24 protein-coding genes are annotated in these 26,319 nt (G+C 67.8%); 6 read left to right on the forward strand and 18 right to left on the reverse strand.

Translation table 11 applies throughout. From position 1 onward, the window contains the following. Nucleotides 1–71 precede the first annotated feature (71 nt). Genes RQG77_RS16770 through RQG77_RS16780 form a run of 3 tightly spaced genes read right to left on the reverse strand, consistent with a single transcriptional unit; the run spans nt 72 to nt 3,552 of the window. A complete protein-coding gene (locus tag RQG77_RS16770; RefSeq protein WP_311245747.1) occupies nt 72–1,991 on the reverse strand; it encodes a YhgE/Pip domain-containing protein in 1,920 nt (639 codons plus the stop codon). After that, nucleotides 1,988–2,932: a hypothetical protein gene (locus RQG77_RS16775; RefSeq protein ID WP_311245748.1), complete on the reverse strand. Its 945-nt coding sequence runs from the start codon at nt 2,930–2,932 to the stop codon at nt 1,988–1,990. Before RQG77_RS16775 ends, RQG77_RS16770 begins: the two co-directional genes overlap by 4 nt. Next, a complete protein-coding gene (locus RQG77_RS16780) occupies nt 2,929–3,552 on the reverse strand; it encodes a TetR/AcrR family transcriptional regulator (RefSeq protein WP_311245749.1) in 624 nt (207 codons plus the stop codon). The genes RQG77_RS16775 and RQG77_RS16780 overlap by 4 nt, the downstream gene beginning before the upstream one ends. A gap of 327 nt (nt 3,553–3,879) precedes the next feature. Here RQG77_RS16780 and RQG77_RS16785 point away from each other — a divergent pair, with 327 nt between their 5' ends. After that, nucleotides 3,880–5,025, forward strand: a complete 1,146-nt coding sequence (locus tag RQG77_RS16785) for a pentapeptide repeat-containing protein (protein WP_311245750.1) — start codon at nt 3,880–3,882, stop codon at nt 5,023–5,025. Between the two features lie 263 nt (nt 5,026–5,288). On the opposite strand, the gene RQG77_RS16790 is transcribed toward RQG77_RS16785, so the two are convergent. The 3 genes from RQG77_RS16790 to RQG77_RS16800 all read right to left on the reverse strand — a co-directional run bounded on the left by RQG77_RS16790 (nt 5,289) and on the right by RQG77_RS16800 (nt 9,008). Continuing rightward, nucleotides 5,289–6,401: a pentapeptide repeat-containing protein gene (locus RQG77_RS16790; protein ID WP_311245751.1), complete on the reverse strand. Its 1,113-nt coding sequence runs from the start codon at nt 6,399–6,401 to the stop codon at nt 5,289–5,291. Nucleotides 6,402–7,098: 697 nt separating this feature from the next. Next, nucleotides 7,099–8,544 (reverse strand): argininosuccinate synthase, encoded by a 1,446-nt coding sequence (gene argG / locus RQG77_RS16795; protein WP_311245752.1) that lies wholly within the window; start codon nt 8,542–8,544, stop codon nt 7,099–7,101. A 50-nt stretch (nt 8,545–8,594) separates the two neighbouring features. Continuing rightward, nucleotides 8,595–9,008, reverse strand: a complete 414-nt coding sequence (locus RQG77_RS16800; protein WP_311245753.1) for a helix-turn-helix domain-containing protein — start codon at nt 9,006–9,008, stop codon at nt 8,595–8,597. Nucleotides 9,009–9,106: 98 nt separating this feature from the next. Here RQG77_RS16800 and RQG77_RS16805 point away from each other — a divergent pair, with 98 nt between their 5' ends. The 3 genes from RQG77_RS16805 (at nt 9,107) to RQG77_RS16815 (ending at nt 12,079) form a co-directional block, all read left to right on the forward strand. Further along, on the forward strand, nt 9,107–10,477 hold the full coding sequence (locus tag RQG77_RS16805) for an MFS transporter (protein WP_311245754.1): 1,371 nt from the start codon (nt 9,107–9,109) through the stop codon (nt 10,475–10,477). Between the two features lie 14 nt (nt 10,478–10,491). After that, the gene (locus tag RQG77_RS16810; RefSeq protein WP_311245755.1) at nt 10,492–11,283 is read left to right on the forward strand and encodes an NAD(P)H-dependent oxidoreductase; all 792 of its coding nucleotides are present in this window, start codon (nt 10,492–10,494) and stop codon (nt 11,281–11,283) included. An 82-nt stretch (nt 11,284–11,365) separates the two neighbouring features. Further along, a complete protein-coding gene (locus RQG77_RS16815) occupies nt 11,366–12,079 on the forward strand; it encodes a hypothetical protein (protein WP_311245756.1) in 714 nt (237 codons plus the stop codon). A 33-nt stretch (nt 12,080–12,112) separates the two neighbouring features. Here the strand turns inward: RQG77_RS16815 and RQG77_RS16820 are convergent, their stop codons facing one another. The 11 genes from RQG77_RS16820 to RQG77_RS16870 all read right to left on the reverse strand — a co-directional run bounded on the left by RQG77_RS16820 (nt 12,113) and on the right by RQG77_RS16870 (nt 20,895). Next, nucleotides 12,113–12,826, reverse strand: coding sequence for a hypothetical protein (locus RQG77_RS16820; protein WP_311245757.1), 714 nt, complete (start codon nt 12,824–12,826; stop codon nt 12,113–12,115). Nucleotides 12,827–12,888: 62 nt separating this feature from the next. Continuing rightward, the gene (locus RQG77_RS16825; RefSeq protein WP_056511268.1) at nt 12,889–13,305 is read right to left on the reverse strand and encodes a PIN domain-containing protein; all 417 of its coding nucleotides are present in this window, start codon (nt 13,303–13,305) and stop codon (nt 12,889–12,891) included. Beyond that, nucleotides 13,289–13,522 (reverse strand): AbrB/MazE/SpoVT family DNA-binding domain-containing protein, encoded by a 234-nt coding sequence (locus tag RQG77_RS16830; RefSeq protein WP_082477905.1) that lies wholly within the window; start codon nt 13,520–13,522, stop codon nt 13,289–13,291. Before RQG77_RS16830 ends, RQG77_RS16825 begins: the two co-directional genes overlap by 17 nt. Before the next feature lie 39 nt (nt 13,523–13,561). After that, entirely contained in the window at nt 13,562–14,683 is a 1,122-nt protein-coding gene (locus RQG77_RS16835; protein ID WP_311245758.1) for a hypothetical protein, read from the reverse strand. Beyond that, the gene (locus RQG77_RS16840) at nt 14,677–15,468 is read right to left on the reverse strand and encodes a hypothetical protein (RefSeq protein WP_311245759.1); all 792 of its coding nucleotides are present in this window, start codon (nt 15,466–15,468) and stop codon (nt 14,677–14,679) included. The genes RQG77_RS16835 and RQG77_RS16840 overlap by 7 nt, the downstream gene beginning before the upstream one ends. Further along, complete coding sequence (locus tag RQG77_RS16845) at nt 15,465–16,529, reverse strand: VWA domain-containing protein (protein ID WP_311245760.1); 1,065 nt, start codon at nt 16,527–16,529, stop codon at nt 15,465–15,467. The genes RQG77_RS16840 and RQG77_RS16845 overlap by 4 nt, the downstream gene beginning before the upstream one ends. Next, nucleotides 16,511–17,497 (reverse strand): VWA domain-containing protein, encoded by a 987-nt coding sequence (locus RQG77_RS16850; RefSeq protein ID WP_311245761.1) that lies wholly within the window; start codon nt 17,495–17,497, stop codon nt 16,511–16,513. Before RQG77_RS16850 ends, RQG77_RS16845 begins: the two co-directional genes overlap by 19 nt. Further along, nucleotides 17,488–17,979: a hypothetical protein gene (locus RQG77_RS16855; protein WP_311245762.1), complete on the reverse strand. Its 492-nt coding sequence runs from the start codon at nt 17,977–17,979 to the stop codon at nt 17,488–17,490. Before RQG77_RS16855 ends, RQG77_RS16850 begins: the two co-directional genes overlap by 10 nt. Beyond that, nucleotides 17,966–18,853, reverse strand: a complete 888-nt coding sequence (locus RQG77_RS16860; protein ID WP_056310773.1) for a DUF58 domain-containing protein — start codon at nt 18,851–18,853, stop codon at nt 17,966–17,968. The genes RQG77_RS16855 and RQG77_RS16860 overlap by 14 nt, the downstream gene beginning before the upstream one ends. Before the next feature lie 7 nt (nt 18,854–18,860). Beyond that, nucleotides 18,861–19,949: an AAA family ATPase gene (locus RQG77_RS16865; protein ID WP_311245763.1), complete on the reverse strand. Its 1,089-nt coding sequence runs from the start codon at nt 19,947–19,949 to the stop codon at nt 18,861–18,863. Between the two features lie 223 nt (nt 19,950–20,172). Beyond that, a complete protein-coding gene (locus RQG77_RS16870; RefSeq protein ID WP_311245764.1) occupies nt 20,173–20,895 on the reverse strand; it encodes a Pr6Pr family membrane protein in 723 nt (240 codons plus the stop codon). Nucleotides 20,896–21,005: 110 nt separating this feature from the next. Here RQG77_RS16870 and RQG77_RS16875 point away from each other — a divergent pair, with 110 nt between their 5' ends. Beyond that, a complete protein-coding gene (locus RQG77_RS16875) occupies nt 21,006–23,165 on the forward strand; it encodes an adenylate/guanylate cyclase domain-containing protein (RefSeq protein ID WP_311245765.1) in 2,160 nt (719 codons plus the stop codon). Nucleotide 23,166: 1 nt separating this feature from the next. Beyond that, entirely contained in the window at nt 23,167–24,612 is a 1,446-nt protein-coding gene (locus RQG77_RS16880; RefSeq protein ID WP_311245766.1) for a mechanosensitive ion channel family protein, read from the forward strand. 435 nt (nt 24,613–25,047) lie between these two features. Here the strand turns inward: RQG77_RS16880 and RQG77_RS16885 are convergent, their stop codons facing one another. Continuing rightward, a complete protein-coding gene (locus RQG77_RS16885) occupies nt 25,048–25,983 on the reverse strand; it encodes a DMT family transporter (RefSeq protein ID WP_311245767.1) in 936 nt (311 codons plus the stop codon). Between the last annotated feature and the right edge of the window lie 336 nt (nt 25,984–26,319).

Below are 26,319 nucleotides of genomic sequence, written 5' to 3' on the forward strand. Positions count from 1 at the left end.
TCCCAAGGACGCACTCTGGGAATACTACCCACAACCCTCGGATTCCGGGGCCTGTTCTCGTGCGGCCGCGCTCAGCCGATGAGGCTGGGCTGCAAATCGCGCAGTGTGCGTCGGTGCGTCATCCGCGTCACGCCGATGGCCGCCAGCAGCAGCGCGCCGACCAGCCAGATGCCCAGCACGACCATGTCCCAGCCGGCTCGACCCAGGTTGCCCCCGTACATGAGCTGCCTCATCGCGTCGACCACGTAGCCGAGCGGCAGCACATGGTGCAGAGCGGCGAGGGGTGCGGGCAGGGTCTGCCACGGGAAGGTTCCGCCCGCGGTGACGAGCTGCAGCACCATGAGCACGAGCCCCAGGAACTGCCCGACCGAACCGAGCCAGACGTTGAGCGCCAGGATGATCGCGGCGAACGTCGCCGACGCGAAGATCATCACCCCGAGCGTGCCGATGGGATTGTCGAACGTGAAGCCGAGGGTGATCGCGAGGATCCCCATGAGACCGAGCATCTGCACCGCGCCCAGCATGGCCGGGGTCAGCCAGCCCGCGAGCGTGACGCGGATCGGGGAGTGCAGGGCGGTGACCGCTCGACGTGAGATCGGCTTGACGATGAGGAACAGCGCGTAGATGCCGATCCAGGCCGAGAGCGCCGCGAAGAAGGGGGCGAGTCCTGCGCCGTAGTCCTCGGCGGATGCGACCTTGTCACTCGACACCTTCACCGGGTCGGCGATGGTGTCGGCCTGCTGGGTGCGCAGTTCGGGGGTCGACACGGGAATCTGCTCGACCCCGTCGGCCAGCCCGTCGCGCAGCTCGGCCGTGCCCGAAGCGAGGGTGCTGAGTCCGTCGCGCAGCTGGGTCGCGCCGTCGTTCGCCGCTGCCGCGCCTGTGGCCACGGTCTGAGCCCCGCTGGCGACGGTCTGCGCGCCGCTGGCGAGCGTCTGCGTGCCGCTGGCGAGCTGCGAGGCGCCGGATGCCACCGACTCGGCTCCGGCGGCGAGCTGGTCGACCTTGTCGACCGCGTTCTGTACGGTCGAGTTGCCCTCCTGCAGTCGTGTCCCGAGCGGATCGAGGGTCGTGAGCACCCGATCGATCTGCTCCTGCGTCAGGCCCTGATCGGTGAGCACCGCCGCGATGTCCTGGCGTGCCTGGGGTAGAGCATCCGTCGCCTGCTGCACAGCCGACCCCGCGCGGTCGGCGACATCGGCCAGCTGCCGGTTGCCGTCACTGACCTGCTGAGCCCCCGACGCCAGAGTCGCCGCGCCATCGGCCAGCTGAGCCGCACCGCCGGCCAGCTCCGACGTGCCGCCCGCGAGCTGGGACGTGCCGGCGGCGAGCTGCGACGTTCCGTCGGCGAGTGTGGCGCTGCCGGTCGCCGCGGTGTTCGCGCCGTCGGTGAGCTGGTTCGCGCCGTCGACGGCGGTGACGAGGTTGTCGCGCACGTCGCTGAGCCCGGTGAGCAGCCGCTCGGCCGCCTCGCTGCCGACCATCTCGGCCACGGAGCTGCGGATCTTCTCGACAGCCTGCGTGCCCATCGACGACGCCAGGTAGTTGTTGGCGTCGTTGGTCTCGAGCTCGATGCGCGCCTGATGCGGGTCGTCGCCCGAGGCGGAGGTCAGCGCCTCGGAGAAGTCGGTGGGGATCGTGACGGTGAAATCGACGGTGCCCTCGCGGAGAGCATCCGCCGCCTCATCGGCCGACATGCGCTGCCAGTCGAAGGCGTTGCCCTCGATCAGGTTCTCGGCGACGTCCTCGCCGTAGTTGACGGTCTCGCCGGTCGGAGCATCCGTTCCCGTGGAGGGGGTGGCCGCACCTTCGTCATCGACCACCAGGGCGACCGGGACGTCGGGGAACTTGGCATACGGGTCCTGGTTCGCCCAGAGGTAGAGACCGCCGTAGAGGATCGGCACGCACACGAGCGCGATCAGGGCGATGATGCCCATCTTGCTCGCGCTGAGGCGCCGCAGCTCGGCGGCGATCATGGAGGGAACCTTCATCGCTCGGCTCCGTTCTCGGTCGTGTCTGCGGGTGCGTCGGTGTCTGGCGTGTCTGTGTCTGGTCTGTCTGTGTCTGTGCCTGGCGTGTCTGTGTCTGTGCCTGGCGTTTCGTCTCGGTCGGCTTCGCCGTCCTCGCTCAACGACCGGGGCTCCGACGCGGGAAAACCCAGAGCATCGGACGGATCGTCGGCGTGTTCGGCGTCGGCGCGCGGTGCGTCGACCGGCTCATCCGGGTTCTCCGGCTCGGATACCGGGGAGTCGGCGTCAGATGCCGGGGCATCGGCATCGGGATCGGGCGCGTCGAGCACGAGAGGCTGCACGGGGCCTGAGGCGTTGATGGCCTCGAGCTCGTTCATGCGCTCGAGGGCGACCGCGGCGGATCCGCCGATGATCACGAGCATGGCGTAGCCGCGGTCGGCGAACTCCGAAGCGATGCGCCACCAGCCGTCGGGGCTGCCGCCATGGCGGTCGGGGGAGACGAGCACGATCCCTTCGGTGCCCTCGCGCAGCACGGCGAGCTCGCACATGATGCGCACGCGGGCCGCCGGATCGACGGTGCCGATCGGCACTCCGGCGAGTTCGCCGAAGCCGAGCTGGGTGAGCCAACGGCGGGCGTGCAGCGGCGTCGCCCCGACCCCGGCGAACATGAGCTCTTCGCCGACGACACCGGCGAGCGTGATGTCGGCGTGCGGGTCGCTGACGTCGGGGGCGTCGACGAGCGCGACCGTGCGGCGCAGCATCCGGTTGTTCGTCGTGCCGTCGACGGTGACGCGACCGGTCTCGGGCTTCATCCGTCCGCTGGCGATCAGGCCGAGCACGCTCGGGCGCTGCTCGGTCTCGGCGAGAGCGAAGCGCACGGCGCCGGTGTGGAACTCGAGGCTCGTCGTCGGCAGAGCCTGACCGCCGCGACCCTTGCTCACCTCGTGCAGGGTGACTCTCATGCGCTGACCTCTTGTGTGGAGACGATGTCGGGGTGGGCGCTCAGCAGATCGTCGGCTTCGCGCCATGACAGCCCGGCGATGCTGAGGAGCGTACGGACGGCGATGTTGTCTGCGGCGCTGCTCGCGGCATCCGTGCGCGACACGACCGTGCGGGCCACCTCTTCGATGAGCCTCGCGAGCGTGGAGGCGGTCAGGTCGGTGCGGAAGCTGCCGTCGCTCTGGCCGCGCTCGGTGAGGGCGGCCACAGTGCGGCGCAGCGGGGCGAGGGCCGCTGCGGTGTGCTCGACATGCGCCTCGTCGAGCGCGAGCGCGGCGGCGACCTGCACGTGCGAGGCCTCCTGCCAGAGCCTGGCGGCGAGACGGGCGAGGGCGAGGCGAGCGTCGCTGTCGGTCACGGATTCGGCGATCGCATTGAAGCGCTGCGCACCGACGGAGATCAGCTCGCGGATCAGCGCCTCGCGGTCGTCGAAGTGGCCGTAGAGGGTGCGGCGCGAGAGGCCGGCGTTGCGAGCGATGACATCGATCGAGGCTCGGGGGTCAGTGGCGAGGGTCGCGCGGGCCGCGTCGAGGATGCCGGCGCGGTTCTCGACGGAGTCGCGGCGGGGAGCACGGGTGGTCATGCATCCATCGTACTTAATATGCACAGATGTGTGCAAGATAACTCGGCGGACTCACAGGAGCACGCGCCGCCTGGACGATGCCGGATCCAATTGGTCAACGAGCCGTTGACCAATTGCCCTGGGGTCAGGTCATTGACCTGATCACGAAGCTCGACGATCAGGAGCTTCGCGACTGGTACGCGGGCAAGTCCGCTAATTGTCGATCTGTCAGTCGAGTGTGATCGCCTTCTCTCCACCGAACCGGCTAGCGATTCAAGCGTTCCAGCACTGGTGTGGGATGCGAAGCGCCGATGGTAATCTCCGACCATGGGGAGGCGCATACGCCGCGTGGCGATCATCAGTGGCGTCGCGTTTGTCCTCGCGGGTGCGATCATCTGGTACTTCGTTCCGGAGCTGATCGTTAGCAGGGATCTCGGCCCGAAGGTGCCGATGTCGGTTCGAGCTATGGCGCTCACTTCTGCGAGGCAATCAGTCCTCCTGGCCCTCGGAGGAGTCATTGCTGTCGCCGGCGTTGTGGCGACTGTTCTCCGCCTCACCTTCGAGCACGCCCGGAGCTCGCTCGACGTCGATGAAAACGTCACCGATCGGTTCTCGACCGCGATGACCCACCTCGGCCACGAAAGTCCCGCAGTGCAAAACGGGGGCATCTATGCGCTGCAGCGCCTGGCACAGGATTCACCCCGCGAGGTACCAGTCGTCGCTCAAGTAATCGCCGCATTCGTCAGAACCTGCGCGGCGGTTGGCGGCGATCGAAGCGAACCCGAGCGCTCGGCACTTATTATGCTGGCGACGATGGGGTTCGAGGACCTCGACCTTACCGGCGCGAGGCTGTTTGATCTTCAGATTCCCAATGCATCATTCCGGGGTGCACGCCTCGTCGGCGCGGACCTGCATGGCTGTGATCTCACCGGTGGAGACCTCGAACATGCGCGCCTTGACGATGCGAACCTCCGTGGTGCCGTTCTCGATGACGCCACCCTCGTCGATGCGACGCTACGGAATGTCCAAGCGGAGCAGCTAAGCGCGAAGAGGGCGAAGTTCGTTCAAGCGCATATTGCTGGATCGCGCTTCGACGGCGCGCACCTTGAGGATGCCGCGTTTGACCAATCTGCGGTTGCGGGCACTTCTTTCGAGAATGCGCAGCTCAGCCGCACTTCATTCAAGGGCGCAAGGCTTGCGGCCGACCTCTCGAAGGCGCATTTCAGTGACTGGCTTGACCTGTCAAAGGCTGACCTGGTTGGCAGTACGGTCCTCCCCCCGAGCCGCGAGATTGAAGTGAGGGAGATTCTTCTGGCGGGCGCCTGGTGGAACGAGGAGCCCGGACCCGTCATCGGCTACGAGCAATGGGCACAGTTCTACGATCGGGTCTACGTCACGAATCCGCGCATCGTCTATCTTCGTCCCACGTCGAACGGAACTGCAGGCCAGTACTTGTACGTCGATCAGGTTGAAGAGCATCCGCCTCGGACCTAGACGCGGGAAGCCCCGGCAACTGCCCACCCGTCAAAAAACATGAGCGCACTAGTCTCCGATGGTTACGGGTCAACCATTGAGGAGCGAGGCGTTAAAATCGCCGCCCGGCTGAGCGTCCAATTGAAGGACGACAACGCGGCTGCCGCGATTGTGGTGGCAGATCGAGCGCACGATCTTTGAAGGCTCGTCCGATTTCTCTGTCGCCGCTAGAGCACACGCTCGCGCAAAGGAAGGTCGAGAAGCGCGAGCGCTTAGAGTGGCGGCTACGCGTCAGGCCAGTAGCCCTCCGGTTGCCATTCTTGCGGCCAGTTTCGAGCGTAGAGAGGGCCCAGCTCGGTAGGGAGCTTTGCTAGGTGCGTGTTCTTCGTCCGAGAAAAGTCCGCCAGGTCGATCCGAGCAGCGGATAAGTCGACGTCGGTGAGGTCCCCCGTGAAAATGGTCCCCTCGAGGAAAGCACCGTCGAAGACCGTAGTTTTGTCTGGTTGCGGAAGTGATCCATCGCCGAGCTTTGTGCGCCTGAACACCGTCCCCCGGATAGAGGTTGCTCCGCCGAGAAGGGTTGCACTCAGGTCGGCATCGGTGAAGTCGGCATTCGCGAGATCCGCGCCGAGAAAGCTGGCGCCTGACATCGCGGCCCTCCTCAGCGAGGCCCGTCGTAGGTCCGCCTCGTTGAGTACAGCGGTCCCACCGAAGGTGGAGTCGTCCATTCGAGCGCGCTGCAGATTGGCACCAGTGAGATTCGCGTCAAGGAACTGTGCGCTTCGGAGATCGGCGTCGCTCAGATCGATTCCCGAAAGATCAAGTCCGCGGAAGTCCACTCCCCGGAGGTCCGCACCTTGGAGCGCGTCAGCAGCCCGAGGGGAATGCCGTGCGAGCGAGATGTACGCTTCGACGGCAGCCCGCAGGTCGAGTCGCTCATGCGGCCGATCGTCGATCACATAGCCGTTATCGATGGCTGTCTGAGCGCGTATCCACCGAGAGAGAAGCTGGGTGATGTACGCGCGATCGATAGGCGACTCGCGAGCTAGTCGTTCCAACGCTCCGATGCCACCCAGCCTTACTGCGAGGGAGTCGCCTCGGCCGAGTTGATCAACGGCGCTGGTGTAACGCTCGGTGAACTGGCTGTCGCGCTGGACTTCAGCCACCTGCCTCGCGGTCTGGTCGCGCCGCCACGTGAAGCCGAGAGTGATGAGGGCGATCGAGCCGCCAGCCGCGAACAGGATGGACTGCCGGGCAGATGACACTTCCGCTACACGAACAGCAGTAGGTAGCTTGCCCCCATCTGCGGCTTCTTGCACCAGCACTGGAGGAAGAAGCCATGCGGCAACCACGCCAACGACGGCCACCAAGACTAAGAGCCCGAAGACTGCCCACACGGCCGAACCTCCCGCGGACATCCGAGTCGGCTCGTTACGCATATCCGTCCTTCCAACCAAATTCACCGAGGTTCATCGCCTATAGCGTCTCATCGAATCTGGGCGAGCCCGCATGTGAGCGATGACTGAGATAGTGCCAGGACGCCTTGGGTGCGTGGCCCGTGTGTTCTCTGTTCTGTCGTTGGATGGCATCTCAGCCCCTAATCCGATGAACATCTCAATAGCCGATGGCTGTTCGGCTGCTGACCGGTCGTTTGGCTCTCACGGTATCCCACCGCCTCCGTCATCACTTGAGCCCGTGGGGCGCCTGCGATCTCGGCGCCTGAGGTCGAGGGCCCGCGTAGCGCTCGCCTCCTCGCAGTTGCGCCGACTGGCACCCTCCGACGGAGGCGTCATGAGCGCTTTGTACTGATCCGCTGAGATCCCGAGCCGGTGGAGTCCGGCGGGAGGCTTCGAGGTCGGCCTCACTGCCGCCCAACATTGAGAATCCCGGAATGTGGCGCTGTGTCATACACGTCGTCAAACTCTTCGGGGAGCTTCTTAGGGGTGTCTTCCACGTGCGTTCGGGCCGCGTCGAGACGTTCGTCGCGGCCAGGTAGTGTCGCTTCGCGTCACGAGGTGTCGATCCCCTGACCGCCGGACACAGAGAGAGGGGGGCGGATGCCGCAGCACCCGCCCCCTCGCTGAAACCGATGTGTCAGTCGAGCCCGGAGTCGAAGGCCGCACCCTCGGAGGCCGTGTCGACGGCGTCGGCGAGGTTCTCGTCGGCCTCGGAGACCGAGCCCTCCACGGCGCCCGTGATCTCACCGGACTCGCCGGCGGTGACGCGGCCGACGAGCTCACCCGTGGCGCCGCCGATGAGGCCGAGACCCGCGTACTGCTCGAGGCGCGAGCGCGAGTCGGCGATGTCGAGGTTGCGCATGGTCAGCTGTCCGATGCGGTCGACCGGCCCGAAGGCGGCGTCGCCGACGCGCTCCATCGAGAGCTTCTCGGGGCCGTACGACAGGTTCGGCGACGTGGTGTCGAGGATCGTCCAGTCGTCGCCGCGACGCAGGCGGATCGTGACCGAGCCCGAGATCGTGAGGCCGACCCAGCGCTGGATGGACTCGCGCAGCATCAGCGACTGCGGCTCGAGCCAGCGGCCTTCGTACATCAGGCGGCCGAGGCGGCGACCCTGCTCGTGGTACGTGGCGAGGGTGTCTTCGTTCAGGATGCCGTTGACCAGGCGCTCGTACGCGATGAACAGCAGCGACATGGCCGGGGCCTCGTAGATGCCGCGCGACTTGGCCTCGATGATGCGGTTCTCGATCTGGTCGCTCATGCCGAGGCCGTGGCGTCCGCCGATCGTGTTCGCCTCCTGCACCAGGGCCACCGGGTCGGTGTACTCGACGCCGTTGATGGCGACGGGGCGCCCTGCCTCGAACGTGACCGTGACGTCTTCGGTCTCGATCGCGACCGAAGGGTCCCAGAACTTCACGCCCATGATCGGGTCGACGGTCTCGAGCGAGACGTCGAGGCGCTCGAGGGTCTTAGCCTCGTGCGTCGCGCCCCAGATGTTGGCGTCAGTGGAGTACGCCTTCTCCACCGAGTCGCGGTACGGGAAGTCGTGCGCCTGGAGCCACTCGCTCATCTCCTTGCGGCCGCCGAGCTCGGTGACGAAGTCGGCGTCGAGCCACGGCTTGTACACGCGCAGGCGCGGGTTGGCGAGCAGGCCGTAGCGGTAGAACCGCTCGATGTCGTTGCCCTTGTAGGTCGAGCCGTCGCCCCAGATGTCGACGCCGTCTTCCTTCATGGCGCGCACGAGCAGCGTGCCCGTGACGGCGCGGCCGAGAGGAGTGGTGTTGAAGTACGTCTTGCCGCCCGAGCGGATGTGGAAGGCGCCGCACGAGAGGGCGACGAGACCTTCCTCGACCAGTGCGGTCTTGCAGTCGATCAGGCGCGAGGCCTCGGCGCCGTACTCGAGCGCGCGGCCGGGGATCGACTCGATGTCGTCTTCGTCGTACTGCCCGAGATCGCCGGTGTACGTGTAGGGGACGGCACCCTTGTCGCGCATCCACGCGACGGCGACGGAGGTGTCGAGTCCTCCGGAGAAGGCGATGCCGACGCGCTCGCCGACGGGAAGTGACTGGAGGACCTTGGACATGGTTCCCAGTCTATCGGCGGCGTGTCGGCTGTTTCGGACGGGGATGCGACTCAGCGTGCGTCGGCGGCTTCGAGCTCGTCGAGACCCTCGGGCTCGGCAGCGAGTCGCTCGAGTTCGCGCCGCTGGTGCGCAGCGTAGCGACCGCCCCAGTCGGTCAGCGCTTCGACGAGGGGCATGGATCCGCTGCCGAGGTCGCTCAGCCGGTACTCGACCTTGGGTGGGACCTGACGATAGACCGTGCGGATGAGCAGCCCGTCGTCCTCCAGCTCGCGCAGCTGGCGGGTCAGCACGCGGGCGGTGGGTTCGTCGAGCAGCCTGCTGAGTTCGCCGAACCGCAGCACTTCGTGTTCGCCGAGAAGGCTGAGGATGCTGGGCTTCCAGGCCCCACCGAGCACCGCGATCGAGACCTCGGCGTCGCACGAGTCTCCCCACTCCCGGACGATGCGCTCCGTCTTCTCTCTCATCGGTCTGCCTTCCGCTGCGTCATAGTATCCAAACGGTCACTATGTACCATGAATGACCGTACTTGTCTGAAGTGTACCCACAGCGCGAGACTGAGGCAGTGACCTTCCCCATCCCTGTGGCAGCCGCGCGAACCCGCCCGGCTCGGCATCCGTGGCTCGCCATGATTCCCCTGCTCCTCGGCATCCTGATCGGCGCGCTCGCCATCAGCAGCATGTCGACCGCACTGCCGGCGATCCGCGGCGACCTGGTCCTCAGCGACAGCGGCGCGCTCTGGCTCGTCGATGTGTATGCGCTCTCGCTGGCCGCGACGCTGATCGTCGCCGCCCGCGTCGGCGACGCGTTCGGGCGCAAGCGAATCGTGCTGCTCGGCCTCGCCGGCTTCGCCGTGCTCAACGTCGTCGGCGGATTCGCCCAGGACGGGATGCTGCTGATCGTCGTGCGCGCACTCCTCGGCGTCGCCGAGGCGTTCGTCGTGGCCGGCGTCGTCGCCACGATCGGTGCGCACTATCACGCACGGCAGCGCGTGCTGGCCTACGGACTGTGGACCGCGACCTTCGGAGCCGGCAGCGCTCTGGGTCCGGTGCTCGGCGGCATCATCACCGAAGGTCCGGGGTGGCGCTGGCTGCTGCTGGGCAGCGTGCCACTCGCGGTCGTCGCGGGAGTGCTCGCGCTCTGGCTCGTTCCCGATTCCCGCAGCTCGCGGCCCCCGTCGTGGGACGTCCTCAGCATCCTGTCGTCGATCGTCGCCCTCGGGGCTCTCGTCTTCGCCCTGCATGAGGTGCTCGCAGCTCCCCTCGCCGCGGGCGTCGCCGGCGTCGTCGCGGTCGCGACGCTGGTGTTCTTCATCCGCCGTCAGCGGACTCTGAGCGAACCCCTCATCGACATGCGGCTCTTCGGAGTGCCGGGGTTCAGCCCCGCCATCGTGCGCATCGTGGCGAGCAGCGGTGTATCGACGGCATCCGTGCTGCTGGTGAGTCTGCACCTGCAGGATGCCCGGGGATTCAGCGCGGCCGAAGCCGGCATCGCGATCCTTCCGCAGGCGGTCGCCATCGCGCTCGGCGGTGTTCTCGCCCCGGTGTTCCTCCGGTGGCTCACCTCGCCCACGCTCACCGTGGTCGCCCTCGTGATCCAAGGCGCAGGACTCGCCTGGCTGGCGACCGGGGTCGACGTCGTCGCGATCCCGCTCGTGCTGGTCGGTGTCGGGTTCGGCATCGCGGCCACCCTCGCCGCGACGACGCTCTTCGACGTGACGACCGAAGACGACGCGGGCCAGGTCGGGGCGATCCAGGAGGTCGGCTTCGCTCTCGGTGGCGGCCTCGGGATCGCCGTGCTCGGCACGATCGCCTCGATCGTCGGGTCCCGCGGTTTCGTCGTCTCGCTCGTCGTCGCGACCGGCCTGGTCGTCGCGGCGGCGCTGCTGCCGCTCTGGAGGCGCGCACCGAAGCCTCCGATCCTCGACCCCCGCTGAAGAAAGGCCCTCCGTTGTCCGCATCACGCCCGACCGTCCACTGGATCTACGCCCACCCCCAGGAGAACTCGTTCAACGCCCGGCTGTTCCACGACGGAGTCGAGGCTCTGTCGCGCGACCACGACGTGGAGATCACCGATCTGTACGGTCAGGGGTTCGACCCCGTTCTCGCCGCCCGGGATCTGGGCGAGCCGCTCGGCAGGGAGGGCAGCGTCGTCGACCTCATGGGCGAGGCCTATGCCGCGGGGCAGCTGCCGTCGGATGTGACCGAGGAACAGCGCAAGCTCGGGGTCGCCGACCTCGTCGTGCTCCAGTTCCCGCTGTGGTGGTACGGGCCGCCGGCGATCCTCAAGGGGTGGCTCGATCGTGTTCTCACCAACGGATTCGCGTACGGTCCCTCCGACCCCGAGACCGGTCTGCCCCTGCGCTACGGCGAGGGTCCGCTCTCCGGGCGGCGAGCCCTCGTGATCGTCACGGCAGGCGAGGACGACCGGTCGATCGGAGAACGGGGCGTGAGCGGAGACCTGGACTCGCTGCTGTTCCCGCTCACCCACGGCACCCTCTGGTACACCGGCATAGAGCCGCTCGACCTGCACGTCGTCCATGACGCAGACGGCCTGGCGCCGGCGGGTGTCGACCAGGAGAGCGCGCGGCTCGTCGAACGACTCGCCGGGATCAGCGACGAATCGCCGAGCAGCCCGTATCGCCGTCTCCGCGACGGCGAGTATCACGGCACCCGCGCGCTCCGGGCGGATCTGCTGCCCGGGCGCACCGACCTCGGCATCCATCGCGTCCCGGTCGACTGAACCCCTCACCGCTCCGATCGGGCGCGGCGCCTCTGCAGTTTCCGCCCGGGCGGTGGCAGAGTGTCCCTGAAGGAGGCGTCACATGGGCGGAGCGATTCTGTGGGGCATCGTCGCGGCGTCGCCTCTGATCATCGGTGCGGCGCTCGCGCTGCTGCGCACCTGGCCGCCCCGCTGGCTCGGCATCGTGCTCGGCTTCGGCGCCGGAGCGCTGATGGCATCGATCGCCTTCGAGCTGTGGGAGGAGGGGCTGGATCTCGCAGGCCCCATCCCGCTCATCGTCGGCGTCGTGGGTGGCGCCTTGGCGTACTTCATCGCCGACCGGATCCTCGACGCGCGGGCCGCGAAGTCGAAGGACCAGGGCTCGGGGGCAGGTGTGCCGCTCGCGCTCGGCGCGCTGCTCGACGGCATCCCCGAGCAGCTGGTGCTCGGCATCGGGCTCGCCTCCGGTGAGCCGGTGAGCATCGCCCTGGTCGTGGCGATCGTCGTCTCGAACCTTCCCGAGTCGATCGGCTCTGCTGCCGACCTGCTGAAGGGCGGCATGGCGAGGTCGCGTGTGCTGCTGCTCTGGGCGGGCATCTCGGTGATCTGCGCACTGGCGACGGTCGCAGGGTTCGGGCTCGCGAGTGCGACGGGTGACGACTTCCGTGCCGGCGCGAGCGGCTTCGCGGCCGGTGCCCTGCTCGTGATGCTCGTCGACTCGATGGTGCCGGATGCTCAGGAGAAGGCCAAGCAGGTCACGGGTCTCGCGACCGTGCTGGGCTTCGCGCTCGCCGCGGGGCTCTCGCTCGCGTCCTAGCTGCACCTAGCGCGAGGCGCGTCCTAGCTGCACCTACCGCGAGGGCAGCTCGCTCACGTCGAACTGCACCAGGGCGTCTCCGGGGATGTCCGCGACGATGGTCTGGGTGCCCTCGGCGCCGGGGCGCAGGAGCTCCGATGGGAAGGCGGCCTCGATCGTGTACTCGCCGGGGTAGACGAGGTAGAGCAGAGGGGCCTCGGCGGCGTCCGGTGCGACGATCTCGTCGATGCCGGAGATACGGAACGGAGCGGGCTCGAGAACCACCTTGCTCTGCACAGCGGCGATCGACAGAGCGAGCGTCAACGACTGCTCGAGAGTCCACTCGGATGCCTCGTCGTCCCACCGCACCTGCAGTGAGGACTCGTGGGGTTCGCCGTCGAGCACGTAGGAGAACGTCACGCGGCGCAGATCCTCGTCGCCGCCCACCTTCGCTGCCTCGGGCTGCACCTCGACATCCTCGATCCGACTGTCGGCGCCGAGAAGCACGGCGTCGGTGCGCAGCGTCTCGAAGTCACCCTCCTCCGCAGTCGTCGAGTCCGCATGCTCGGCATCGACGGCTGCGCCGTCGAGCGCGGTCGCGGTCGTCGCGTCTCCCTCGGCGATGGCGGTGAGATACTCGCTCACGACCTCCGTCGGCTCGGGTCGCTGCCCGCCGACGCACCCGGTCAGCAGCAGCGCTGACACAGCGACGAGGGCGGATGCTGCAACGCCGCGACGGCTGTCGGATCTGCGCGAAGTGAGACTCATGGGATCGAGCCTAGACGCCGCAGAGCGGAGAGCCAGGGGTTTCGAAGCGCGCTCCGGGAGGGTCAGATCAGCTGGACGTCCGTCTTCAGCGCCGCATACGTTCCGAGTGCGCGCCGGTCGCAGGTCAGCAGCGTGATCTCGGCGGAGCGTGCCGCGAGCGCCACAAGTCCGTCGTAGACGGCGCCGCCGGCCACTCCTGCTTCGGCCAGCTCGATCACGGCGCGGACGGCCTCGTCGGCGGGCAGGGCGACCGATCTGGGGAACTCCCGGGCGATCACGTGGCTCGCGGCGGCGGGGCTGAGGCGGCTGCCTCCCGGCAGTCTCGTGAGCACGGAGTAGGTCTCGAGCAGTGCGTGACCCGCGAGCCCGAGGACCAGTCCGGCGCAGGCGTCGCGGACCTTGTCGTGAGCTGCGCTGTCTTCGGTGATCAGGGCGACGGCCGCGCTCGTGTCGAGGAGCAGGTCAGCGCTGGTCGGCAAGCCGGAGCTCCCGGATGTCGTCTGACGTGAGCGTGGTGCCGCTGCCGTTGATGACCAGGCGTCCGTCCTTCTCGACGAGATCGTCAGGCGCGGCGACCTCGATGCGGATGCCCGTTCCGTCGATCATGATGTCGACCGGACCCGGAAGGATGCCGAGGCGCTCACGGATCGACGCAGGGATCACGATCCGCCCCGCTTTGTCGATGGTCGTGTGCATGCCATGACGTTACCATCGGAATGGTAGAGCCGACAGAGCTCACTGGAATCCTGGGTAGTCCTTCAACTTCTCCTCGAATTCCGCCCGGTCGTCCTCGCTGAGCACGGCGCTCGCGATCACGACCAGCTGCAGACCTTCCAGAGGCTCGTCGGTGCGGGCGTTCTGCGCCTCGCGGGTCTTGAGGAAGTCGCCCGTCGGATCGTTCGAGAGGTCGAAGATGTTGGCGTACAGCCGCATCGGGTCGGGGTAGTTGTCGGTGTAGTACTCCCACGTGTGCTGCTCGCGGGGGTCGTCACTGCCGTAGAGCTTCGCGATCATCGTCGGGTCGATCCCCGAGAACTCGCCGTTGAACGAGTACAGCGGCGGCAGCCCGTGCTCGGCCACGACGGAGTCGATCGTCGCCATCACGTCGAGCTTGGTGCTGTAGTCGTGGATCGGCTCGGTGGTCGCCCATCCGATCGACGTGTACTCGATGAGCATCGACTCACCGCCATAGCCGTTGCGCTCCGGACGCAGGTCTTCGTCGCCGACCTGCACCCACTCGTACCCGTACTCCGCGGTGATGCGCTCGCGGATCTCGGCGAACAGGCCGTCGGCCTCCGCCCTCACCTCTTCGAGAGACTGCTGCTGCAGAGCATCCTGCGGATCGGTGCCCTTGATGCCGGGGTAGGCCTCTTCGTGCTTCTGCTCCTCGGTCTTCATGCCGTCGTAGCTGCCGGACGCGGATGTCTGCAGCGCGCCGATGCCGCCGACCGTGGCGACGTTGAAGACGAGCGTGATCCCGAGCGCGACCGCGGCGAAAGTGCGCCCGCGCGAGGTGAAGAGGGTGCCGACGATCACGGCGACGACCACGAGCTGCAGAGCGAGCATGGTGACGCCGTAGAGGGTGTCGGTCGCGCCGACGGCCAGTGTGATGAGCAGGATCACCGCGAACAGGATGCCGACGACCAGGGCGATCCACCCGAGCGCGTTCGCCGGCTTCTTCGTCTCGGATGAGGATGCCGTCGCGGTCGCCGCGGGAGTCGGCGCACCGTACTGCGGCTGCGAGACGGCTCCCGACTGGCGGCGTGCATTGCGGTAGCCGCCGGGCGGCGGGACGGGCGGCGCCCCCTCGGTGCCGGCGACGTAGCGCGCCCGCTGCTTCTCGTGATCCATCACCATGGCTTGTCCGTTCCCGAGCTGCCGCCGTCGTCGCCCTGCTGCTGATCGCGCTCCTGAGTGCCCTGCTCGAGCTGCTCCTTGAGCTCCTCGAGCTTGTCTTCGGACGGCTGCGGCTGCGGCTCCCCCTGCTGCTCCTCGGGAGGAGCTTCCTGCTCGCTCTGCTGCTTCTGCTTCAGGCGGTCCTCGAGACCTTCCTTGCTCTCCTGCAGGTTGCGGTCGGGGTCGGAGGTCTGCTGCTGCGCCTCTTCGCTGTTGCACTCCTCGGGCATCTCGGTCGTGACCGTGAGAGCCTCGCCGTAGAGTGCGGCAGCGCCCGGACCATCCCCGTCGGCACGGGCGGCATCGCCCATCCGCTCGATGACCAGGGCGAGGTTGATGCGCACGCTGCACACCTCGAGGCCGGTCGCGAGGTCGAGTGATTCCTCGAGCTTGCCGCGCGCCTCGGGAAGCATCTCGGCCCCGGCGAGGGCGGTGCCCACGTTGAACGGGGCCTTGTAGGGCTCGAACCAGTTGAGGAACTCCTGCCCGCGCGCCGAGGACTCCGACCCCGAGAAGTCGTCGGCGACATAGGCGGTGATCGACTGGTGCGCGAAGGCGTACATGCTCAGGATCTTGCCGACGAAGAGGAGCGCTGCGAGCGTCAGCGGCAGGGTGCCGATCGCGACCCAGCGGCGGATGCGACGGCGTCGCCGATTCGACGCGAGCAGCGCCGCCGCGGCGGCTGCCCTCAGGTCGTCGGGGCCGGCGGAGGGAGCGGGGCCCTGACGGGTCGACAGGTCGGTCATGCCGTACCTCCGTCGGTGGGGCGCTTCTCGCTGCGCGTGCGGCTGCGGGTGCGGGTGCTCGCGGACGGCGCCCGCAGCAGGCGCAGCCGGGCGACGAGCATGCTGGCGCGCGCGAGTTCGACGCCGAGCAGGGCGACGACCACGAGGGCTGCGATCCAGTAGAGCTCGGTGACGTTGCCGACCGAGCCTGACTCGGCGTAGTCCGTCGTGGTCGACGGCGCTTCGGGAAGCTCCAGCTCGGTGTCCGCGGTGCGGTGCTGGTACTCGACGCCGAGTTCGGCTGCGATCGCCTCGAGGTTGCCCTCGTCGATCACCGACAGGGCATCCGACCCCTGATACTCGATGTAATCGCCCGAACCCGATCCGTCGAGGCTGCCGGTCGTCAGCTGCATCGGGCCGCCCTCGGGCGTGCCGTAGCCGAGCACGGCTCCGGCATCCGTGAAGTTCTCACTGCCGTCGAAGGGTTCGGGTGCCGAGGTGACGGTCTGCTCGCCGTCACCGAAGTAGAAGACCATGCGCGAGCGGTCGGGCGAGGAGGCCGCCGCGTTCGCGAGGGTGTCGGCGAGCAGCTGGTTCGCGATGCCGATCGAGCTGCCGCGCGACTGGCTCGTCACCTCTGGTCGCAGCACGTCGAGCGACGACACGAGCGAGGTCGTGTCGGTGGTGAGCGGCATCCGCAGGTCGGCCGAGGCGTCGAACGTGATCAACGCGAAGCGGGCTCCGGGGTACTCGTCGACGATGGTCTGCACGTCGGCTCGTACTCCGTCGAGGCGGGGCCGATCGCCGTCCCAGTCCTCGGCGACGATGCTCGCGGTGGTGTCGACGACGAGCACGATGTCGGTGTCCGTCGCGAGCGTCTGCGTGACTCCGCCCGGGATCCCGGGGCGCAGGAACATGAAGAAGCAGGCCAGCAGCATCACGAGCCGCATGACCCACAGCGCCTTGTCACGGCCCTTCGCCTTCGTCAGGGCGATCACGGCGAGAGCCGCCACAGGCACGCAGAGCAGCACCAGGAGGAAGATGTTGAGCACGGGCTGGAAGATCACAGCTTCACCTTCCACAGCACCACGATGAAGGAGAGCATCGAGATCATCAGGATGACGATCCAGAGGTCCGGCGTGTCGGTCCAGACGACCTGCGCCTGGCCCTTCAGCTCGGTCGCCTCCTGCTCCTGCACCTGATCGACGATGTCGCTCACTGTGGTGGTGTCGCGCAGACCGTAGGCGGCTCCGCCCGTGGCCTCGGCGGCCTTCGTGAGTTCGGCGCTCACGTCGGCGTCCTTGCCCTGCACGGGGTTGAGGGCGAACACCCGCACGTCGATCGAATCGGCGTAGGCGGCGGCCTCGTCTAGGGTCACGATCGAGGCGCCGTTGATCTCGTTGTCGGTGGCGAAGATGATCGAGCGCGAGCGTTCGTCGTCGGGGTGGTCGAACGCCATCGTGCAGGCGGCGAGGCCATCGCCGATCAGTGAGGCGCCGTTGCCGTTGAGCGTGCCGACCCAGTGCTCGGGGACCGGTTCGTTGGCATCGAAGCCCTCGCGGATGCGCTGCAGATGCCCGCGGATGAACTCGTAGTCGTCGGTCAGCGGGAAGATCTGCACGGGCGAGCTGTTGAAGATCGTCAGGCCGATGCGCTCACCCTCGAAGTCCTTGAGAAGTTCCTCGAAGACCGTGAGCACCTCGACGTCGACCTCTTTCATGGATCCGGAGACATCGAGGCACAGCATGATGTCGCGGCTCGTGTTGACGGGCTGGATCGTCTGCGACGACATCGGTCGCGCCGACACCACACCGGCGGAGAGGGCTGCGACCACACCGAGCAGCAGGATGCCCGACAGCGCGAGCACTCGGCGGTTCAGCGCGGTGCGGAACGTCGGCAGCGCGCGCAGGCGCTCGGCGCGGGCGACGCGAGCCCGCTCGTGCTCCTCGGTCTTCGCGCCGCTGCGCAGCCCGACGATCACGCCGACCACGATCGCCACGATCACGACGCCCGCGGCGACGAGGATCAGCCACCAGTTCGCTAGTGCCATGTGCGCACCACCGTTCTCGCGGCCTCAGCACCGGCGACGGGGTCGATCGCGGGACCCTGACGGAAGATGCTGGGGTAGTAGTGGCGGCCCATCGCATCGATCAGCGCGGGGTGCACCCCGCGCGACACGAGGTCGTCGAGCGCGAGCACCGGAGCCTCGAGTCCGCTGTACTCGTTGACGAACGTGCGCACCACGCGGCTGAACTCGAGGTTGGCGTTGCGTGCCGAGAGCGTGCGGGCGCGGTAGTCGTCCTCGATGCGCTGGATGCGGTCGAGGTACTCCACGCGCAGCTGAGACAGCACGTCCGTGGTGAGCAGCTGCGGCCCCTGCGCCTCGCCGGTCAGGGTGAGGTCGCGACGGGGGCGCGTCAACGCGACCAGCAGCCAGGCGGCCGCGATCAGCACGATCAGGATGCCGAAGGCGAGCAGGATCCACCCCCAGCCGTACTGGGCCGGAGGGTAGAGCTCATCAGAGCCGGGCATTCGACCTCCGATTCAGCAGCTGGAGCAGCTGCGAGACGGCGTCGTCCTGACCTGCCAGAACGCTGTGGCTGATCTCCATGCGCTTGAGGACCTCGGCGAGACGGGCGGCATCGGCTTCGGTCTGGGCGGTGAGCTCGCGGATGATGTCGAGGTCGCCCTGCACGAAGTCGGGCACCTCCCACATGCTGTCGACGTCGCTGCGGATCGTGTTCGTGGTGTGGTCGAGCACCGGATCGGCGTCGCTCACGGTGAGCCACAGTACGTCGTGCTGCACGCGCAGTCGGCGCAGCATCCGTTCGGTCTCATCGGTGACGGGGGCCTCGTCGGTGATGACGCAGACGATCATGCGCCGAGAGATCGTGCGGGTGACGTACGAGAGCAGGGCGTCGCGGTCGCTCGACGCGGTGCTCGAGTCGATCGCCTGGTCGATCGTGCGCAGGGCGTGCTCGAGTGCGCCTTCGCTGCGACCGGGCGCGCGGCGGCGCACGCGGTCGGAATCACCGTAGACGAGCGAGAAGTCATCGCCGTGGCGCAGAGCCAGCACGCCGAGCACGCCCGTCGCGAGGATCGCGAGATCCTTCTTCGACTTCTCGTCGTGCGCGAGGGCCGCCATCGACCTTCCGGTGTCGACCACGAACAGGATCGTGTGCATCCGCATCGCGCGGTGTCTCTTGACCAGCGGCGTGCCCAGTCGTGCCGTGGCGCGCCAGTCGATGTCGCGCACCTGATCGCCGTACTCGTACTTGCGCAGGTCCTCGAAGTCGAGGCTGCGCCCGTGCAGCAGCGACGCGTAGGCGCCGTCGAGCGCGTGCAGCGACTTGCGCGACGAGTGGATGAAGAGCTTGCTCTTCACCTGGGTGATCAGGCTGGCCATGGCGGGATCAGGGCGTGGGAACGGACGCGAAGATCTGGTCGATGATCTCCTCGCTGCGGATGCCCTCGGCGTCGGCCTCGAAGGTGAGCAGCACGCGGTGGCGCAGCACCAGGTGACGGAGCGACCGGATGTCCTCCGGCAGCACGTGAGCGCGACCGTTCAGCAGGGCCAGCGCGCGGGATGCCTGCAGGAAGGCGATGCTCGCACGGGGGCTCGCGCCGTACTTGATGAAGCGGGCGCGGTCCTCGCCGATGTAGGGCGCGGGGTTTCTGGTGACGTAGGCGATCGAGACGATGTAGTTGCGGATCGCGGGGTCGACGTAGATGCGGCTCGCGACGTCCTGCAGCATGTGCACGTCGTCGAGGCTGATCGCGCTCGAGACGTGACGGTCGGGGTCGAGCACGCCGGAGTCGATGCGTCCGAGGATCTCGAACTCCTCGGCGGGGCTCGGGTACTCGACGATCTCCTTCAGCAGGAAGCGGTCCATCTGGGCCTCAGGCAGCTCGTACGTGCCCTCCTGCTCGATGGGGTTCTGCGTGGCGATCACGAGGAAGGGCTTCGGCAGGTGGTGCACCTCGCCACCGATCGTGGTCTGGTGCTCCTGCATCGCCTCGAGCATGGCGCTCTGGGTCTTGGCGCTCGACCGGTTGATCTCGTCGAGCAGCACGAAGTTGGCGTGCACGGGGCCGAGGACGGTGCGGAACGATCCGGTCGCCGCGTCGTAGATCTGGTTGCCGGTGATGTCGCTGGGCAGCAGATCGGGGGTGCACTGGATGCGCTTGAACTGCGCCTTGACGGTGTCGGCCAGTGTGCTCGCTGCGGTGGTCTTCGCGAGCCCCGGGACGCTCTCGAGCAGGATGTGGCCGCCTGCGATCAGCGAGATCAGCAGGCTCATGCGCAGCCGCTCCTGGCCGACCATCTTCGCGGAGTACGCGTCGGAGACCGTCTTCAGCACCTCGCTCGCGCGGCGGAGCTCGGCCTCGGTGGGCGCCTCGGACTTCTTCGACGCCGAGGACGATGCCGCGGGGGTCGGGGGCGCCGGCGGAGGCGGCGGCGTCGAACCTGCGGAGGTGCCGGGCGCGTAGGGCTCGTTCATCGGTGTGTCTCCTCGTTCCCACGGGGACGCGTCGACGATCCCCCGTCGACCAGCGTAACCGCATCCGGTCTCCCCGCTCCGGCCTGGATCCGGATGCAGGTCGAGATCACGGATGCATGCTCAGAACGGCCCGTGCGGCATGCATCCGTGATTCCGGCCTGCAGGTGTCGGGTCTGCGCGTGCGGCGACGCGCAGCATGTGAGTGGCCCGGTGCTCTCGGTGTTCAATCCTGAGGGCGCGATCCGCTGATCGTATCCGTCGCGCTGCCGCGACGGCGGCCGATCCAGACCACGAGGCATGCGACGCCGATGATGGCGATCGCGATGCCGACGATGTATCCCGAGACGCCGAGGTAGCCGCCGGGCACGCGGTGCGGGTTGAGGAACGGGTACGGGTACCACCAGGCCTCGCCGGTGGCGGGCGCGATGATGAAGTTCGCGCGGATCATCGTGTAGACGACCCAGACGATCGGGAACATCGCAACGATGGCGACGGCGCTCCAGCCGAGCGCCCGTCGACGCGGGGCGAACAGCAGGTCGGCGAGGAGGAATAGCGGGATGACGACGTGCAGCACTTCGTTCGACCACGGCACGGTCACGCCCTGGGGCAGCTCGACGCCTCTCAGCAGCGTGTTGTAGACGATGCCGGTGACGATCATGTAGGTGCTCACGCAGGCCAGGACGATCGCGAACCACGTCGGCTCGGGGGAAGTGTCGCGGCGGTGGCGCAGTGCCCAGATCGCCCCGATCGTCAGCACGATCACCGCGAGCACGTTCGACAGGATCGTGAAGAAGCTGAAGAAGTTGGCGGTGACGGTCGGGATGTGCTGGCCCCACTCAGTGGTGGCGTTCAGCGCGTTCTCGATGCTGCGGGCGAGCTGCGCGACGATCGCCGCGAGTCCGAGCGCTGCTGCTGCGAGTCGTGCAAAGGGCCACCAGGTCGTCATATTCGCCTCCGCGCACACTTTATCGGTCACGAAGCGCCCGGACGCTAGACCGATATGTCGATATGTCGATAGCGTCAGACCACAGCGCACGCGGCCGGGAGGGGGCTTGTATGAGCGAGGGCACGACGGGAACGACAGGCGCGGAGACGCGAAAGCGGTCATGGCGGGGGAGGGCGGGCCTCAGCATCCAGTCGAAGCTCCTCATCATGCTGCTGGCGGTGAGTCTCGTCTCGTCGGTGATCGTGGGGACGATCGGGTTCCTCAACGGCAGGCAGTCTCTGCACGACTCTGCGGTCGACCAGCTGATCACCATCCGCTCGATGAGGGCTGCAGAGATCACCGACGCGCTCGAGACGGTGAAGCGCGACGCCTCGCTGAACTCGCGCAACCTCAGTGCGCAGAACCTGTCGACCTCGATCAACGAGGGCTTCGAGGAGCTGCAGCAGGAGCAGCCCGAGCCGGGCGAGCGCGAAGAACTCGAGGCCTACTACACGGACGTGTTCATCCCGAAGCTCGAGGAGCGTACCGGCGACGAGTACGGTGACAGCGCGTTCATCCCCGACTCGGTGGCCGGGCAGCACCTGCAGTCCCACTTCACGACGCAGAATCAGGACTTCGACGCCGACTACGACACGCTCCTCAACGACAACGATCCGGATGACGGAACCCTGTACGGCGAGGCTTCCGTGAGGTACGGCGACTACTTCACGCGTCTGGTCGAGGAGGCGGGGTACGAGGATGCTCTGCTGCTGAACCTCGACGGCGACGTGGTGTTCTCGGCGTACAAGGGGCCGGAGCTCGGCACGAACCTGCTGACCGGGCCGTATCGCGACACGGTGCTCGCGGGTGCGTACGCGGATGCGATCGCGACGAACTCGGTGAACACCGTGGTCCTCACCGACTTCGAGCGCTGGATTCCCTCGCTCAACATCCCGACGATGTGGGTCATCTCCCCCGTGGGCAACGACAGCCGTATCACCGGTGCGATCGCGTATCAGGTGTCGATCGACACGATCAACGGGCTCACGACCGGCTCGGAAGGCTGGAAGGAGCAGGGTCTCGGCGACACCGGCGAGGTCTATCTCGTCGGCCGCGACGACCTGATGCGCAGCAACTCGCGGCGCCTCATCGAGAACCCCGACACGTATGCCGAGATCGCGATCAACGGCGGCGTGCCGCCGAGCGTCGCCGAGCGGGCAGTCGAGATCAACGGCACGGTGCTGCTGCAGCAGGTGAACACGCAGGCGGTGACGGATGCTCAGGCAGGCCGCTCCGGCACGACGATCGGCCGCGACTACCTCGGCCGTGAGAGCGTGACGGCGTACGCGCCGCTCGAGGTCGAGGGGCTCGACTGGGTGATCATCGCGCGGATCGACTCGGAGGAGGCGTTCGCGCCGGTCAGCGACTTCACCCGCACGGTGCTGCTGTCGCTGCTCGGCATCCTGCTGGGCGTCTCGCTGCTGTCGCTGCTGCTCGCCCAGGTGTTCACGCGCCCCGTGCACAGGCTCGTCGGTGCGGTCCATCGCGTCGCCGAGGGCGACCTCGACGTGCAGGTGCCGCAGGGATCGCGCGACGAGTTCGGCGATCTCGGCAGTGCGTTCAACGACATGGCGTCGAGCCTGCGCATCAAACAGGAGCTGATCGACGAGCAGCAGGCCGAGAACGAGAAGCTGCTGCTCACGCTGATGCCCGAGAGCGTCGCCGCGAAGTACAGGCAGGGTGACGAGGCGATCTCGGAGGCGCATGAGAACGTGTCGGTCGTGTTCGCCGAGCTCGTCGGCTTCGACGACTATGCCCGCGGCCTCACCACCGAGCAGGAGATCGGCCACCTCAACACCCTGATGCGGGGCTTCGACGAGGCGGCCGAGAAGGCGGGAGTCGAGAAGGTCCGCACCCTCCGCGGCGGTTACCTCGCCTCGTCCGGGCTCATCGTCCCGCGCGTCGACAACGTGCGCCGCAGCGTCGATTTCGCCAAGAACCTGCTCGGCGTCGTCGAGCGGTTCAATGCTCAGAACGGCGCGTCGATCGGCATTCGTGCCGGTGTCGACACCGGCACCGTGACGAGCGGTCTCGTCGCACGGACGACCCTCGCCTACGACCTCTGGGGTGACGCCGTGAACCTCGCCTACCGGGTGCGCTCGGTGACCGGCGAGCCCGGCGTGTACGTGAGCCAGACCGTCTACGACCGCACACGCGAGATCTTCACCTTCACCGAGGCGGGCGTCGTCGAGGCGCACGGAAAGAGCGAGACCGTCTGGAAGGTGAGCTGACATGCTCGACGACGCGTTCCGCGACGGCTGGGGCTGGTGGGTCGTCGCCCTCGCCGTCGGCGTGCCGGTGCTGCTCGTCGTGCTCACCGAGCTGATCAACGGGCTCCGACGCCGCAACAACCCGCTTGCGGGACCCCTGCGCCTGCTGCGCAACGGGGTCATCCCGGTCGGCGCCCTGTTCGCGCTGCTGGCCTTCGCGATCCAGTCGCCCGCCGATCAGGTCTGGACCCGCGTCGCCGCGACGGTCTTCGGTTTCCTCGTGATCCTGCTGCTGCTGTCGTCGTTCAACGTCGCCCTGTTCGCGAACGCCGCCGAGGACTCGTGGCGCAAACGGATCCCGACGATCTTCGTCGAGATCGCCCGTCTCGTGCTCGTCGCCCTCGGTCTCGCCTTGCTGTTCTCGTGGGTGTGGGATGCCGACGTCGGCGGCCTGTTCACGGCCCTCGGCGTCGGGTCGATCGTGATCGGTCTCGCGCTGCAGAACGCGGTCGGCGGTGTCATCTCGGGCCTGCTGCTGCTGTTCGAGCAGCCGTTCAAGATCGGCGACTTCCTCGATGCGGCCGGCGTCAAGGGGCGGGTGGTCGAGGTCAACTGGCGTGCCGTGCACATCGACACCGGCTCCGGCATCCAGATCGTCCCGAACTCGAGCCTCTCGGGGGCGTCGTTCACGAACCTCTCCGAACCGGACGGGCCGTATTCGGCATCCACCGACGTGAAGTTCGCGACCGATGACCCCCCGCACGAGGTCATGGCGCTGCTCGTCGAGGTCGCCGACGCCCTGCCGATGCTCGCCGACCGGGAGCGCGCGTCCGTCAGCTATTCCGGAGGCGGGGCGTACGGCGTCTCGATTCCGGTCGCAGGGCCCGCGGACGCCGGACGCGCCCTCTCGATGTACCTGTCGTGGGTCTGGTACGCGGCACGGCGGCATGGATTCGCGCTCGACGGCGATGCCACCGACCCGATCGCCGAGCCCGGTCGCCTCGCCGATGCGCTCGCTGAGATCGCCGGCACGCTGCACCTGCACGACGACGACCTCGAGGCGATGACGCAAGCTTCCCACCTGGAGCGCTACGGCGTCGGCGAGGTCGTTCTCGCCAGTGGCGTCGTTCCCGACGAGGTGCGGGTGGTCGTATCGGGCAGAGCGGTGCTCGCGATCGAGGTCGACGGCGGTCGCGTCGAATTCACGTCGGCGGAGAAGGGCGACCTGATCGGTCAGACCGCGCTCACCCGCGAGCGGACGCAGGCCGTGACGGTCGCGGGAGAGATCCTGACCGTCCTCGTGCTGCCGCTCGCCACGATCGACGAGTTGATCCGCACCCGCCCGAGGCTCGCCGCCGAGATCGGGGAGTCGCTCGAACTCAAGCGCAAGCTCGCGGGTGACATGCTCGCGAGCGTCGACGCGCAGCGCGGCTCGATCCGTCAGCGCCGGTCGGTGTCGCCGCGCTGAGGCGGGTGTGCCGGGTGCCCGGGCCGCTGGTCGGGGTCGGGTGCGGGGCCACTTTCGCATCCGAAATGGGTGTGCGCGGTGCGTTATTGACCCCGCCTGGATCGCTCGGGGTGTGGGGTCACTTTCGCACCCGGCTGGTGGTGCGGGGTCACTTTCGCACCCGGCTGGCGGTGTGGGGTCACTTTCGCATCCGAAATGGGCGTGAGCGGTGTGTGTTTGGCCCCGCCTGGATCGCTCGGGGTGTGGGGTCACTTTCGCCCCCGAAATGGGTGTGAGCGGTGTGTTTTTGGCCCCGCCTGGATCGCGCGTGCGGCGCCAGCGCTCAAGACGCTGCGCCTAAGACGCTGCGCCTAAGACGCTGCGCCCAAGGCGCTGCGCCAGAGTCGGGAGCGCTCGAGCACTACGCCGAGGGGCCATGCCCGAGTCGGGCGACGGTCAGCGCGCGCGGCGGCCCCACCGCATCCGGGTGACGAGCACGCCGAGCAGGCACAGCGCGCCGCCGACGAACATCAGCAGCGTCGGTACCTCGCCGAGGATCGCCCACGACATCAGGATCGCGATCGCAGGAACGACGTAGGTCGTGGCCGACGTCTGCCCGGCGGTGCTGCGCTGCAATACGTACGCCCAGGTGGTGAACGCGATCGCCGTCGGGAAGATGCCGAGGTAGACGACCCACAGCGTCGAGTCGAGAGGAGCGGTCTGCAGTGCGCCGATCAGACTGCCCGTCCATGGGAGCAGCGCGACGGTGCCCGCGACGGCACCGAGGAAGGTGAGGGTCGTGGCGTCGGACCCGGCGCTCAGCAGATGCTTCTGCAGCAGCGTGCAGCCCGCGTACATCACGGCCGCGAGCAGCGCGAGCAACAGCCCCGTGATGTCGGGCCCCTCGCTGGTGGACGAGTTCATGCCGATCAGCACCACGCCGAGGAACGCGATCGGGGCTCCGATGATGAGCGGCTTGGGAAAGCCCTCGCGCAGGAACAGCCCGCTGAAGATCACCACCATGAGGGGTGCGAGGTTCACGACCATCGCCGCCGTGCCCGCATCGAGGGTGCGCTCGGCGGCGTTCAGCGCGAGGTTGTAGACGCAGAACCAGCCCACTCCCCACACCGCGACGAGCCACCAGTGGCGGCGTTCGGGAAGACGGATGCCGTGGCGCACTGCGATGATCGCGAGCGCGGCGCTGCCCACGGCCATGCGCAGCAGCGCCAAAGCACCGGGATCGAAATGCGGGCCCGCACCGCGGATGCCGATGAACGCCGACGCCCACAGCACGACCGTCACGAGGGCGGCGACGAGCACGAGCGGACCCTGTGTGCGGGGCTTCTCGGGGTTCAGGCTGTCGTCGCGCTGGACGCGACCGGTCTTCGGCATCCTTCGATCCTTGCACCGGCCACCGACATCGGCGATGCGCCGGAGCGACAGCATCCGCTTCTTTTCCGCCAGTGCGCCGTCGCAGTTCGTGCCGCCCGACGTTTCTCGCTGTTCCCGTCGCACTTCGCGCCGCGTCCGACTGCTCCCGTCGCACTTCGTGCCGCGTCGGGACCGTCCGAGCGGCACGAACTGCGACCGGAGTGGGGGTCCGGCCATGGACGCGGCACGAACTGCGACGGGAGCGGGGCGCCCACGCTCCCACAGTGGTTCGGGCGGCACGAAGTGCGACCGGAACCCCGGATGCGACGCCGCGACGGCACGAAGTGCGACCGGAAC

This window comes from Microbacterium sp. WCS2018Hpa-23 (genome assembly GCF_031843845.1).
In the GTDB taxonomy this organism is placed as follows: Bacteria; Actinomycetota; Actinomycetes; order Actinomycetales; family Microbacteriaceae; genus Microbacterium.

What these genes read in the sequence shown, in the direction of transcription:
- RQG77_RS16770 (WP_311245747.1), bottom strand. Translation starts at nt 1,991, where the DNA reads ATGAAGGTTCCCTCCATGATCGCCGCCGAGCTGCGGCGCCTCAGCGCG.
- RQG77_RS16775 (WP_311245748.1), bottom strand. Translation starts at nt 2,932, where the DNA reads ATGAGAGTCACCCTGCACGAGGTGAGCAAGGGTCGCGGCGGTCAGGCT.
- RQG77_RS16780 (WP_311245749.1), bottom strand. Translation starts at nt 3,552, where the DNA reads ATGACCACCCGTGCTCCCCGCCGCGACTCCGTCGAGAACCGCGCCGGC.
- argG (WP_311245752.1), bottom strand. Translation starts at nt 8,544, where the DNA reads ATGTCCAAGGTCCTCCAGTCACTTCCCGTCGGCGAGCGCGTCGGCATC.
- RQG77_RS16800 (WP_311245753.1), bottom strand. Translation starts at nt 9,008, where the DNA reads ATGAGAGAGAAGACGGAGCGCATCGTCCGGGAGTGGGGAGACTCGTGC.
- RQG77_RS16815 (WP_311245756.1), top strand. Translation starts at nt 11,366, where the DNA reads ATGGGCGGAGCGATTCTGTGGGGCATCGTCGCGGCGTCGCCTCTGATC.
- RQG77_RS16820 (WP_311245757.1), bottom strand. Translation starts at nt 12,826, where the DNA reads ATGAGTCTCACTTCGCGCAGATCCGACAGCCGTCGCGGCGTTGCAGCA.
- RQG77_RS16830 (WP_082477905.1), bottom strand. Translation starts at nt 13,522, where the DNA reads ATGCACACGACCATCGACAAAGCGGGGCGGATCGTGATCCCTGCGTCG.
- RQG77_RS16835 (WP_311245758.1), bottom strand. Translation starts at nt 14,683, where the DNA reads ATGGTGATGGATCACGAGAAGCAGCGGGCGCGCTACGTCGCCGGCACC.
- RQG77_RS16840 (WP_311245759.1), bottom strand. Translation starts at nt 15,468, where the DNA reads ATGACCGACCTGTCGACCCGTCAGGGCCCCGCTCCCTCCGCCGGCCCC.
- RQG77_RS16850 (WP_311245761.1), bottom strand. Translation starts at nt 17,497, where the DNA reads ATGGCACTAGCGAACTGGTGGCTGATCCTCGTCGCCGCGGGCGTCGTG.
- RQG77_RS16855 (WP_311245762.1), bottom strand. Translation starts at nt 17,979, where the DNA reads ATGCCCGGCTCTGATGAGCTCTACCCTCCGGCCCAGTACGGCTGGGGG.
- RQG77_RS16860 (WP_056310773.1), bottom strand. Translation starts at nt 18,853, where the DNA reads ATGGCCAGCCTGATCACCCAGGTGAAGAGCAAGCTCTTCATCCACTCG.
- RQG77_RS16865 (WP_311245763.1), bottom strand. Translation starts at nt 19,949, where the DNA reads ATGAACGAGCCCTACGCGCCCGGCACCTCCGCAGGTTCGACGCCGCCG.
- RQG77_RS16870 (WP_311245764.1), bottom strand. Translation starts at nt 20,895, where the DNA reads ATGACGACCTGGTGGCCCTTTGCACGACTCGCAGCAGCAGCGCTCGGA.
- RQG77_RS16875 (WP_311245765.1), top strand. Translation starts at nt 21,006, where the DNA reads ATGAGCGAGGGCACGACGGGAACGACAGGCGCGGAGACGCGAAAGCGG.
- RQG77_RS16880 (WP_311245766.1), top strand. Translation starts at nt 23,167, where the DNA reads ATGCTCGACGACGCGTTCCGCGACGGCTGGGGCTGGTGGGTCGTCGCC.
- RQG77_RS16885 (WP_311245767.1), bottom strand. Translation starts at nt 25,983, where the DNA reads ATGCCGAAGACCGGTCGCGTCCAGCGCGACGACAGCCTGAACCCCGAG.